Source organism: Nonomuraea sp. NPDC005501, assembly GCF_040605905.1.
GTDB lineage: Bacteria > Actinomycetota > Actinomycetes > Streptosporangiales > Streptosporangiaceae > Nonomuraea.
On record NZ_JBEXDT010000159.1, the window covers coordinates 1 to 11,455 of the forward strand.

General features: G+C 74.5%; 9 protein-coding genes. 2 read left to right on the forward strand and 7 right to left on the reverse strand.

The features are described from left to right. The coding region (locus tag ABZS51_RS40815; protein WP_355453174.1) for a hypothetical protein at nt 1-191 on the reverse strand (191 nt) is incomplete at its 3' end. Between ABZS51_RS40815 and ABZS51_RS40820 the strand changes: the two genes are divergently transcribed. Continuing rightward, entirely contained in the window at nt 190-1,302 is a 1,113-nt protein-coding gene (locus tag ABZS51_RS40820; RefSeq protein ID WP_355453177.1) for a serine hydrolase domain-containing protein, read from the forward strand. The genes ABZS51_RS40815 and ABZS51_RS40820 overlap by 2 nt on opposite strands. A gap of 6 nt (nt 1,303-1,308) precedes the next feature. On the opposite strand, the gene ABZS51_RS40825 is transcribed toward ABZS51_RS40820, so the two are convergent. The 6 genes from ABZS51_RS40825 to ABZS51_RS40850 form a co-directional block, all read right to left on the reverse strand. Next, nucleotides 1,309-1,791, reverse strand: a complete 483-nt coding sequence (locus ABZS51_RS40825) for an Lrp/AsnC family transcriptional regulator (protein WP_355453180.1) — start codon at nt 1,789-1,791, stop codon at nt 1,309-1,311. Between the two features lie 23 nt (nt 1,792-1,814). Further along, on the reverse strand, nt 1,815-2,408 hold the full coding sequence (locus ABZS51_RS40830; RefSeq protein WP_310709088.1) for an ATP/GTP-binding protein: 594 nt from the start codon (nt 2,406-2,408) through the stop codon (nt 1,815-1,817). A 297-nt stretch (nt 2,409-2,705) separates the two neighbouring features. After that, nucleotides 2,706-4,685, reverse strand: a complete 1,980-nt coding sequence (locus tag ABZS51_RS40835) for an amino acid transporter (protein WP_355453183.1) — start codon at nt 4,683-4,685, stop codon at nt 2,706-2,708. Nucleotides 4,686-4,811: 126 nt separating this feature from the next. Then, nucleotides 4,812-6,665 carry an ABC transporter ATP-binding protein gene (locus tag ABZS51_RS40840; RefSeq protein ID WP_355453186.1) on the reverse strand — a complete coding sequence of 618 codons (1,854 nt, stop codon included), beginning with the start codon at nt 6,663-6,665 and terminating at the stop codon, nt 4,812-4,814. Then, the gene (locus tag ABZS51_RS40845) at nt 6,662-8,485 is read right to left on the reverse strand and encodes an ABC transporter ATP-binding protein (RefSeq protein ID WP_355453189.1); all 1,824 of its coding nucleotides are present in this window, start codon (nt 8,483-8,485) and stop codon (nt 6,662-6,664) included. Before ABZS51_RS40845 ends, ABZS51_RS40840 begins: the two co-directional genes overlap by 4 nt. Nucleotides 8,486-8,488: 3 nt before the next feature. After that, nucleotides 8,489-10,618, reverse strand: coding sequence for a translation factor GTPase family protein (locus tag ABZS51_RS40850; protein ID WP_355453192.1), 2,130 nt, complete (start codon nt 10,616-10,618; stop codon nt 8,489-8,491). A 167-nt stretch (nt 10,619-10,785) separates the two neighbouring features. On the opposite strand from ABZS51_RS40850, the gene ABZS51_RS40855 reads away from it, so the two are divergent. Next, complete coding sequence (locus ABZS51_RS40855; RefSeq protein ID WP_355453195.1) at nt 10,786-11,340, forward strand: O-acetyl-ADP-ribose deacetylase; 555 nt, start codon at nt 10,786-10,788, stop codon at nt 11,338-11,340. Nucleotides 11,341-11,455: the final 115 nt, after the last annotated feature.

Sequence of the window (11,455 nt, forward strand, 5' to 3'; positions counted from 1 at the left end):
TCGGCGCGCGGCGACAGGCCACGCTCGGCCGCGTCGAGCAGGATCGCCCGCAGCCGCATGCCGACCTTGGTGGAGCCCGGCTCGCGCGTCTGCCCCGCCCCCGCCTCGGCGACCACCTCTTCCGACGCGCCCGCGGGTCTCGACCGGGCGGAGTTGCGGCGGACCCTCGACGCCGTCCATGAGGCCGGCATGTACGGCGTCTATTCCGAGGCGGTCGACGGAGGCCGGACGTGGCGGGGCGCCTCCGGCGTCGCCGACGTGGTCACCCGCCGCCCCGCGCTCGCCGGCATGCGCCACCGGGTGGGCAGCATCACCAAGTCGTTCACCTCGGTGGCGATCCTCCAGCAGGTCGAGCGGGGCGCCGTCGAGCTGGACGCGCCGGTGGACCGCTACCTGCCGGGCCTCATCCCGGGCGAGCGAGGCGCGAAGATCACCGTGCGGATGCTGCTCAACCACACCAGCCACATCGGCGACTACATCGTCGGCGCGTTCCCCTCGCTGGCGCAGGGCTCGCCCGCCAGCCTCGACGACAACCGGTTCCGCCGGTTCACGCCCCAGGAGCTCGCCGGTCTGGGCCTGGCCGCCCGGCCGACCGGCGAGCCGGGGGCCCTGCCGGGCTCGTACTCCAACACCAACTACGTCATCGCCGGCCTGCTGCTGGAGAAGGTGACCGGCGTCGACGCCGAGCGGTACATCACCCGGAACGTCATCCGCCGCGCCGGGCTGCGCGACACCTCCTTCCCTGCCACGCCGCGGATCCCCGGGCCGTCCTCCAAGGCGTACGAGTCCCTGTACGGGCTGATCGACCCGGCGCGCGACTACAGCACGTACGACATGTCGTGGGCGAGCACCGCGGGGGCGCTGGTGTCGACCGTGGACGACCTCAACCGCTTCTACCGGGCGCTGCTGGGCGGCGAGCTGATCGGCGCCGGGGCGCTCGCGGAGATGCGGACGACCGTGCCGGTGCTGGCGGGCGGCGGGCGCGTCGACTACGGGCTCGGCCTGTACACCCTGGACCTGCCGTGCGGGCGCTTCTGGGGGCACGACGGGGTCGTCTTCGGCATGGCGACCCAGTCGCTGATCCGCGAGGACGGCGCCCGCCTGGTCTCGTTCGGGGTGAACCGCACGAAGTACCAGCGGATCGGCGACGACGGCACGCTGGAGCCGAGCCCCATCGACTACGCGCTCGCCGAGCACATCATCGTGGCCCTGTGCGGCCCGGCCGCCGGGGCCGACTCGGCGAAGGCGGCGCGGGCGCCCTTCCTGCCGTTCGCGGCGGACCGGGCGCCGGTCGGGCCCTGACGCTGCTCAGGCCGGCGAGTGGTCCGGGGCCCCCGAGGCGGCCTCCGGGGCGATCTCCGGGGCCCGGTGCTCGTACGGCGTGCTGAGGACGACCGTGGTGCGGGTGGAGACGTTGGCGGCGGCGCGGATCTGCTGGAGCAGGTCCTCCAGCGCCACCGGCGAGGCCACCCGCACCTTGAGGATGTAGCTCTCGTCGCCCGCCACGCTGTGGCACGCCTCGATGGCGCTCAGATGCGCGAGCCGGTCGGGCGCGTCGTCCGGGGCGGCGGGGTCGATCGGCTTGATCGACACGAACGCGGTCAGCGGCAGGCCCACGGCGTCGTGGTCGATGACGGCGGTGTAGCCGCGCAGCACGCCGCGCTTCTCCAGGCGGCGCACCCGCTGGTGCACGGCGGAGACCGAGAGCCCGGTCTCCCTGGCCAGGTCGGTGAAGCTCATCCGGCCGTCGCCGGCCAGGAGCGTGACGATCCGGCGGTCGATCTCCTCCATCGGTCAAAAATAGCCCGTCGAGGTCACGACATGGTCCCGACCGGGGTGGCGCCCCGGCGCATGGCGTGCTCGACGAGCGTGATGAGCACCTCGCGGCCGGAGTCGCGGCGGCGCGCGTCGCACAGCACGACGGGGATGTCCGGCTCCAGGTTGAGGGCCTTGCGGACCTCGCCGATCGTGAACGTCCGCGCGCCTTCGAAGCAGTTGAGCGCCACGACGAACGGCGTGTCGCGCTGCTCGAAGTAGTCGATGGCGGGGAAGCAGTCGGCCAGGCGCCGCGTGTCGGCGAGCACGACGGCCCCCAGCGCCCCCATGTTGAGGTCGTCCCAGACGAACCAGAACCGCTCCTGCCCGGGGGTGCCGAACAGGTACAGCATGTAGTCGCCGCTGATCGTGATGCGGCCGAAGTCGAAGGCGACGGTGGTGGTCGGCTTGCCCTCGATGCCGGCCAGGTCGTCGATGTGCTGGCCGATCTGGGTGAGGATCTCCTCGGTGCGCAGCGGCCGGGTCTCGGACACGGCGGTCACCATCGTGGTCTTGCCCGCGCCGAAGCCGCCCGCGATCAAAATCTTGATCGCGGTGGGCAGCCGCCACCGATCAGAACGACCGAAATCCATCGAGCACCGCCTGTACATCCCTTCGCGGGCAAGGCCCTCGCCATGCCGCGCGCGCACAAATCCGCCCTTGGGGAGCCTTGGTCAGCGGATGCCTGTCAAGGCGTGAGAAGAGGTCGATCCACATGTCTGGCACCGGTCACCCTAGCAACGCCTCAAATTGCACTCAAGTCACCAACCGCATCAGTGATCAATATGTCATACCTTGGCGCGGCTGTCGTTACTGACGGGCGACCGGGATCGGTCAGGAAGCCTGTCACGCCTTTCCGGCCCACCCGTTAGCCGTCCTCCGGGGCGGGGTCAGCCCACGTGGACGACCGGGCGGCGGGCGGCGTCGGGCTCGGCCTGCCGCAGCACCTCGCGGGTCAGCGGGGGGATGTCGCCGCCGCCGAACACCAGGTAGCGCAGCAGCGCGCCGATCGGATTGCCCTCGGCGGCCCAGTGGAAGTACACGTGCGGCATCTTGCCCGTCTGGTCGCGCAGGTAGAGCAGCAGGGCGGCGATGGCGTTGGCCACGGTCGGGCTCTCCATGCGCAGGATGCGGTAGCCGTGCCGCTCCTCCCCCACGACCCTGACCTCGCTGGCGAACTCCGAGGCGTCGGGCACCGTGACCTCAAGGAACAGGATGCCCTCGGAGGGCCGCAGCCGGTGCAGCTCCCAGGCCTCGCGGGCCTTGTCGACGTACTCCTTGCAGTCGCGGGCGTGCGGCTCGTTGGCGATGAGGCGCAGGTCGCCGGTCTCGTTGACGTACCGGCGGGCGAGGTCGTCCAGCGTGATCTCGGTGACGCGCAGCTCCGTGGAGCGGGTGGCCCGCGACACGAGCGAGGTGATCACGATGCCCAGCACGAACAGCAGGGCGATGACCAGGCCGTCCGGCCGCTCGATGATGTTCGCCACGAGGGCGTACGCGAAGATCAGCGAGATGACCCCGAACGGCACGGCGGCCTTGGTCCGGCGGCCGGTCCAGGCCGAGAGGGTGACGGCGACGGCGGCCGACAGGATGAGCGCGAGCACGCCGCTGGCGTAGGCGCCGCCCTGGGACTCGACGTCGGCGCCGAAGAAGATCGTGATGACGAACGAGATGGCGGTGAAGACCAGCACCATGGGCCGGGCGGCGCGCGACCAGTCGGGGGCCATGCCGTACCGGGGCAGGTAACGCGGGACGATGTTGAGCAGTCCCGCCAGGGCCGAGGCGCCGGCGAACCAGAGGATGGCGATGGTGCTGAGGTCGTAGGCGGTGCCGAACCAGTCGCCCAGGTACTCGTGCGCCAGGTACGCCAGCGCCCGTCCGTTGGCCGAGCCGCCCTCGGCGAACTCGTCGGCCGGGATGAGCACGGTCGTGGCGAAGCTGGAGGTGATGAGGAAGACGCTCATGATGACCGCCGCGGTGGTCAGCAGCTTGCGCGCGCCCTTGACCCGCTGCGCCAGGTCACCCCTGACCAGCGGCATCACGGCGACACCGGTCTCGAAGCCGGACAGGCCGAGGGCGAGCTTGGGCATCACGTACAGCGACACGGCGACCATGGCGACGGGACTGGCGTAGTCGGTGGCCAGGAGGTTCTGCCAGTCGGTGACCTTGGCCGGGGCGGCGAGCACATGCTGGACGGCGGTGGCCACGACGACGATGTTCAGCAGCAGGTAGACGGCCACCAGGACGACGGCGATGGAGATGGCCTCGCTGAACCCGGCGAGGAACACCCCGCCGAGCGCGGCGATCAGCAGCAGCGTCACGGGCACCTGCCAGCCGGCCAGGGCCGCGGGCACGAACGGGTTGTGCAGGATGTGCGCGGTGGCGTCGGCCGCCGACAGTGTGATCGTCACGATGAACGCCGTGGCGACGAAGCCGAGCAGGAACAGCACGAGCAGCTTGCCGCGCCAGCCGGGCAGCAGCCGTTCGAGCATGGACAGGGAGCCGAGCCCGTGGGGGCTCTGCTCGGCGACGGCCCGGTACGTCGGCAGGGCCCCGAACAGGGTGAGCGCCACCAGCAGCAGCGTGGCGATCGGGCTGAGCGCGCCGGCGGCGAGGGCGGCGATGCCCGGCTGGTAGCCGAGCGTGGAGAAGTAGTCGACGCCGGTGAGGCACATGACCTGCCACCAGGTGTGCTGGTGCTCGGGCGCCTCCTCGTGGTGCGGTCCGGTGGTGCGGGGGTCGGCGCGCTGCAGTCCCTTCAGCAGCCACTGGCGTACCTCTGAGCCGGCCGTACTGACCACGGTCTCCCCCTGTGCGACGCGCGTCCCGCCCTGGGACGCCTTCTTGCGGTGGACCACTGTGTCATGCACCCGGAAGCGTGCGTCAATCACCCCTTCCCGCAGTACGCCGGAAATGCCCCCGGGCGCGCGGGCGCCTCAGCCGGGTGCCCGCGCGCCGGCCTCCGTTCAGTCCGGTGCCCGCTCGCCCGCCTCCGTTCAGTCCGGTGCCCGCTCGCCCGCCTCCGTGATCCGCTCCTCCGCCCACAGCCGCCGCATCTCCGGGCAGCTCTCCAGCAGCCCGGCCAGCGGCCCGCGCCCGGCGACCCGGCCGCGGTCGAGGACGACGACCTCGTCGGCCCGTTCGAGGGCGGCCCTCCGGTGCGACACCACCAGCAGCGTCGAGGGCCCGCTCCCGTCGCGCGCGGCCGTCGCGAGCCGCTCCCACAGCAGCTCCTCCGTCTCGACGTCCAGCGCGGACGACAGGTCGTCGAGGACGAGCAGGTCCGGAGCCCGTACGAGCGCGCGGGCGGCGGTCGCCCGCTGCACCTGGCCGCCGGACAGCCGCACGCCGCGCGGCCCGACCACGGTGTCCGGGCCCTCCGGCATGGCGGCGAGGTCGTCCTCCAGCGCCGAGAGCCGCAGCGCCCGCTCCAGGCCGTCACCGGGGACGCCGAGCAGCACGTTCTCCCGCAGCGACGCCGAGAACAGCCGGGGCACCTGCCCGGCGTACGCGACCCGGCCGGGCACCAGGAACGTCCCGGGGTCGGCGACGGGCCGGCCGTTCCAGGTGATCGTCCCGGCGTCCACCGGCAGCAGCCCGAGCAGGGCCCGTACCAGCGTCGTCTTGCCCGCGCCCACGGCGCCGGTGACGACCGTGAACGAGCCGCGCCGCACCCGCAGGTCCACCCCCCGCAGCCCGGCGCCGTGCGGCCCGAGGCGGACGGTCAGGCCGCGCGCCTCCAGCACCTCCAGGGGGTCGCCGTGGCGCGGCGGCGGCACGGCGGCGGGCGGCTCGCGGTGGAACCACACGCCGGTGTCGCGCGCCAGGTCGCCGGCGTCCTCGTGCGGCGCCATGAGCGCGGTGAGGCGGCCGGTGGCGACGGTGGCGTGCGGCAGCCGGGCGAGGATTCCGCCGACGACGCGCGGCAACGCCGCCAGCCAGCCCGCGTAGCTGGTGAACAGCGCCAGGTCGCCCACCGTGAAACCGCCGCGGCGCATGGCCGGCGCGGCGAGCACCAGGACCAGGCCGACGCCGATCTCGACGGTCGCGTTCGTCACACCCTCCAGCAGGTCGGTGGCCAGCCGGTCGCGGAGGGCGGCGTCGCGCCGCGCCCGGTTGCGCTCGCGCAGCCGCTCCAGGGCCGCCGCCTCCGCGCCCGCCACCTTGAGCGCGAGCACGCCGCCGAACATCTCCCCGACGTACGCGGTGACGTCCGCGCCGAGCGCCCGCGCCCGCTGGTGCAGCCGCCGGACCCGGCGGCTCATCAGCCGGCCGGCGACCCCGATCACCACCATCGGCACCACCAGCGCCGCCGTGACGACGGGGTCGATCGCCGCCATGATCCCGAGCGCGGTCCCGCCGAACAGGATCGCCCCGGCCAGCGGCACCGCCTCGTCCACGAGCTCCACCAGGTCGCTCACGTCGTCCCGCAGCCGCGCGAGCGCGTCCCCCGGCGCGTACGGCAGCCTGGCCGCAGCCGGGCCCGGGGCGGTGAGGACCGAGCGGAGCAGGTTGGAGCGCAGCAGGGTGGCCGCCGCGTCCCACCAGTAGTCGCCGTACGTCCAGGCGACCACCATGGTCAGGCCCCGGGCCAGCTCCACGCCGACCAGCGCGGCGCACAGCCACAGCACCTGGCCCGGCGCCGCGGCGGCCTGCCCGCTGATCCCGTCGAAGATCGCCTGGAGCGCCAGGCCGGTGCCCAGCGGCAGCACGCTGACCGGCATCCACAGCAGCGCGCCCACCAGGAACCTGCGCAGGTCGAACCGCACCAGTCCCGCCACCACCGTCCACACGCCCGCCCCACGCCCGGAACGGCCCCTCGGGTCCACGTCACCTCCCGCGCGGCTCATCGGGTCACCCCCGCCAGCTTCAGCAGGCGCGCGAAGCGGCTGCCCGGGTCCGCCGCCAGCTCCTCGCGGCGGCCGTACTCGACGACCCGCCCGTGCGACATGACCGCGATCTTGTCGACCCGTGCCAGCGACGACAGCCGATGCGCGACGATCACACCCGTGCGGCCGGCGAGCAGCCGGTCCATGCCGCGCTCGACGCGCCGCTCGGTGGCGGGGTCCAGCCGGCTGGACGCCTCGTCGAGCACGACCAGCCCCGGGTCGGCCAGGAACGCCCGCGCGAACGCCAGCAACTGCGCCTCCCCGGCCGAGACGCCCCGCAGCTCGGTGTCGAGCCCGTCGGGCAGCCCGGCCAGCCACTCGCCGAGCCCGGCGTCGGCCAGCGCCCGCCGTAACCGGTCGTCGCCGGGCGAGGGACGGAACAGGGTCAGGTTGTCGCGGACACTCGCGCCGAACAGCCGCACGTCCTGCGTGACCGCGCACACCCGCTCGCGCAGGGAGACGGCGTCCACGTCGCGCAGGTCGAGCCCGCCCACCCGCACGGCGCCCCGCACCGGGTCGTACAGGCGCAGCACGAGCCGCGTGATCGTGGTCTTGCCGCTCCCGGTGCGGCCGACCAGCCCGAGCGTCTCCCCCGGCGCCAGCGACAACGTGACGTCCACCAGCACCCGCTCCTCGGGGGCGTCGCGGGCGTCGTAGCCGAAGGCGACCGCGTCCAGCTCCAGCGCGAGCGGCCCGCTCGCGGGCAGCCGGCGGGGCCGGGCCGGCGCGGGCAGCGTGCGCCGCTCGGCCAGCAGGCCGCCGATGCGGGTGATCCCCGCGAGGGCGCCCTGGTAGTCGCGCAGCCGGTCGATCAGCCGCTCGAACGGCGTACGCACCATCACCGTGCACTGGAACACCAGGACGGCGGTGCCGACCGTGAGCGTCCCGCTCGCCCGGGCCCACGCGGCCAGGGCCAGCATGAGCGCCGTCCCGGCGGCGAACGCGACCGACGTGCCCGCCAGCAGGCCGCTGCCGATCCGGTCGGCCCGGTGCTCGGCCCGGTACCAGACGGCGGCGGTGCCGAGGAAGCGGCTCACGACGTGCCCGCCCGCGCCGTTGGCGCGGATGTCCTCGGCTCCGGCCAGCCGCTCCTCCATCTCGCCGTACAGCCGCGCCTGGGCCGCTCTCGCCGCGGCGGCGGAGGGCACGGCCAGCCGCTGCGCGCGCGTCGTGCCGAACCCGACGAGCACGCAGTACGCGAGCAGGGCGGCGCCGAGACGCGGGTCGGCGGCGAACACGACGGCGATCACCCCGGCCAGCAGCAGCCCGCCGGCCACGACGTCCATGAGGAACGCCACGACGAACCCCGACACGGCCACCACGTCGCCGTCCACCCGCTCGATCAGCTCGCCAGGCGTGTGCCTGCCGTGGAAGTCCATGTCGAGGCCGAGCGCGTGCCCGGCCAGGCGCTCACGGAGACGGTCGGTGCCGTCCCAGGCGAGCCGGCTCGCCAGCCAGGCGGCCGCCAGCCGGGCCGCCTGCCCCGCGACGGCCGCCGCGAGGGCGGCCAGCGCGATCAGCGTGAGCCGGCCGGTGCCCGCGCCGGCGATGGCGTCGTCGACGAAGCGGCGGGTGAGCTGGGGGCCGGCCAGCGGGAGCACGGTCATGGCGGCGACGGCCACGCCCAGCACCACGGCGGCCCGCCGTCCCGGCCACATGAGCCGCAGCACATCCCGCCGGACCTCCCCGCTCCGGTCCGTGGCGGCGCGCTGCGTGGCGCGGAGGCGCCCGTCTTCGGTGGCATGCCGATCGTCCCGGTCCTGCCGGGTCTCGGAGGTCATCGGCTACACCCGCCGCGCGACGTGCAGGAGGTACTGCTCGCGGTCGAGCGGGTTCCGGCCGTCGCGCCGCCGGACGGGTGCGGGCCCTCGGACGGGCCGGTAGTGGTCGAAGGTGGTCTCCAGGACGCCCTCGCCCCGGGTCAGCCCCGGCAGCCGCCGTTCCAGCCGGTGGACCTCGGCGGCCGGGATGTCGCCCTCCAGCTCGTACCACGGGCCCCGTCGTGCCGTGTCGCCGTGAACGGCGCGCAGCCGGCCCAGGACGGCCGCGACCTGCCCGGCCGTGTCCGCCGGGACCTCCAGGTGGAAGCGGTGGACCGGCTCGCACACGACCGTCCCGGCCCGCCGCAGCGCGCTCATCAGCACCAGCGGCGTCAGGAGCCGGAAGTCACGTGCCGTGGACATCGGCGAGATGTAGCCGGAGCGCGTCAGGGTGACCGCGCAGTCGACGACCTCCCAGCCGCGCAGACCCTGCCGGAGCGTCTCGCGCACCGTGCCGCCGATCGTCTCGGCCAGCTCCCCGACCGACTTGTACACGTACAGCGGGAGCGTGCCCAGCTCGGCCCGCACGCGGAAGGAGACGCCCGCGCCGGGCGGGACGGGCTCGACCCGCAGGCCGAGCGTGGCGACGAACGGGTTGCCGTCCTGGCCGAGGAGCTCCACGGCCTCGCCGGTGGCGGCGGGGCGCTCGACGCAGATGGTGGTGGTCTCGCGGAAGGTGACGTGCAGGCCGTACTCGGCGGCCAGCGTGTCCTGGACGACCTCCTTCTGCACCTCGCCGTAGAGGGAGATGGAGATCTCCTGCCGCTCGTCGTCCTGGCGCAGGCCGATGAGCGGGTCCTGCTCGGCGAGCTCGGTCAGGGCCGCGTGCAGCGCCGCCCTGTCGGCGCGACGGGCGGGCACGACGACGGTCTCCAGGCTGGGCGGCGCGAACCACCCGCGCCCGGGCGCCCGCACCGGCCGGGCGTGATCCACGGCGAGGGCCGGGGGGGCCCCCGGGGACGCGGCCGAGGGTTCGGCCTGGCGGATCTCGTCGCCGATCCGGATGCCGGTGAGGCCCCGCACCGTCCCGATCCGCCCGGCCGGGAGCGCCGCCCCCGGACCCGCCGCTCCCCGGTCGAACACGCGGATCGCCGTGACCCTGCCCTCCCGCTCACCCCCGACCTGGCCACCGCCGTCGCCGGCACCCTCACCGGCACCTTCACCAGCGCCCCCGCCGGCACCTTCACCGGCGCCTTCACCGGCGCCGGCGAGGGGGCCGAAGCGCACCCGGTCGCGCACCCGCAGCGTCCCGGACAGCATCCGCACGTAGGCGGCCCTCTCCCCGGCCGGCCCCCGCTCGACCTTGAAGACGGTGCCCGACGCCGGGGCGTCCGGGTCGGGGTCGGCGGCCGGCAGCAGCTCCTCGACCCCGGCCAGCAGCGCGTCCACGCCCGCGCCGGTGATCGCCGACCCGAACAGCACCGGGTACGCCCGCGCCCGCCCCGTCTGGTCCGCGAGCGCGCGGCGCAGCCGGTCGTGGGTGAGGGCGGGCCCGCCGTCGAGGTAGGCGGCCAGCAGCGCGTCGTCCCGCTCGGCCAGCGCCTCGGCCAGCCCGGTCACGTAGGCGGCGTCACCGGGCCCGTACGGGACGAAGGCGGCGTCGCGCGTGCCGGCCCGGCGCACGGCGCCCAGCGGTACGACGTCCGGCGTCAGCCTCTCGGCGACGGCCCGCAGGACCCGCCCCGGATCGGCGCCCGAACGGTCGATCTTGTTGACGAAGATGATCGCGGGGATGCGCAGCCTGCGCAGCGTGCGCATGAGCACGCGGGTCCGCGCCTGCACCCCTTCGACGGCCGAGACGACCAGCACGGCGCCGTCGAGCACGCCGAGGGCCCGCTCCACCTCGGCGATGAAGTCCGGGTGGCCGGGCGTGTCGATCAGGTTGACCGTGACGCCGCCGACGGTGAACGACACGACGGCGGACTTGATGGTGATGCCGCGCCGGCGTTCCAGCGCGAGCGAGTCGGTCTGTGTGGTGCCGTCATCCACGCTGCCGACCTCGTCGATGACACCGGCGGCGTGCAGCAGCCGCTCGGTCAGGCTCGTCTTACCGGCGTCTACATGCGCCAGGATCCCCAGGTTGAGCGTACGCACGAAGCGTCATGTCCTTCACGTAGATGGAACCTCCTTGCCGAATGGACATGGACCTACGCCGCATCTCCGCCTCCTTGGTCTGTGCTCTGTCGTCGCCGGGAGTACAACAGACGGCCGGCCCGCCGCACAACCGAATAACCGGCGCCCGGTGCGGAAGACTCGGTCGCATGAGGATCACGCTCGTCCAGGGGGACATCACCGAGCAGCGGGTCGACGCCGTCGTCAACGCCGCGAACCCGTCGCTGCTCGGCGGAGGCGGCGTCGACGGGGCCATCCACCGGCGCGGCGGCCCGGCGATCCTGGCGGAGTGCCGGCGGCTGCGCGCCACCCGCTACCCGGACGGGCTGCCCGTGGGCCGGGCGGTTGCCACCACGGCGGGCGAGCTGCCCGCCCGGTGGGTCATCCACACGGCCGGTCCCGTCCACTCCACCCGCGAGGACCGCTCGGCGCTGCTGGCCTCCTGCTACCGGGAGGCGCTGCGGGTGGCCGGCGAGCTGGGCGCCGCCACCGTGGCGCTGCCCGCCGTGTCGGCCGGCATCTACGGCTGGCCCGTGGACGACGCCGCCCGCATCGCGGTGACCACCGTCCGGGCCGCCGGCGCGGAGCTGGAGACCGCGCTGGAGACGGCGGTGGTCACGGCGGTGGAGGAGGTGCGGTTCGTGCTGTTCACGGCCGACGTCCACGCCGCCTTCGCCCGCGCCCTGAAGGACGCGGGCGGTTGACGGCGGTCAGCCGCCCGGGCCCACGTGGTTGTCCGGGGCGCCGTCGCCTGCCGTGGGGAGATCGCCGCGGGGCACGGCCGTCGGCGGCGGCGCGGGCGTGCCGTCGCCGACGGCG

Bases quoted from the DNA above. Each gene is read 5' to 3' on its own strand.
- ABZS51_RS40830 (WP_310709088.1), bottom strand. From the start codon at position 2,408: ATGGATTTCGGTCGTTCTGATCGGTGGCGGCTGCCCACCGCGATCAAG.
- ABZS51_RS40840 (WP_355453186.1), bottom strand. From the start codon at position 6,665: ATGAGCCGCGCGGGAGGTGACGTGGACCCGAGGGGCCGTTCCGGGCGT.
- ABZS51_RS40820 (WP_355453177.1), top strand. From the start codon at position 190: ATGTACGGCGTCTATTCCGAGGCGGTCGACGGAGGCCGGACGTGGCGG.
- ABZS51_RS40845 (WP_355453189.1), bottom strand. From the start codon at position 8,485: ATGACCTCCGAGACCCGGCAGGACCGGGACGATCGGCATGCCACCGAA.
- ABZS51_RS40825 (WP_355453180.1), bottom strand. From the start codon at position 1,791: ATGGAGGAGATCGACCGCCGGATCGTCACGCTCCTGGCCGGCGACGGC.
- ABZS51_RS40855 (WP_355453195.1), top strand. From the start codon at position 10,786: ATGAGGATCACGCTCGTCCAGGGGGACATCACCGAGCAGCGGGTCGAC.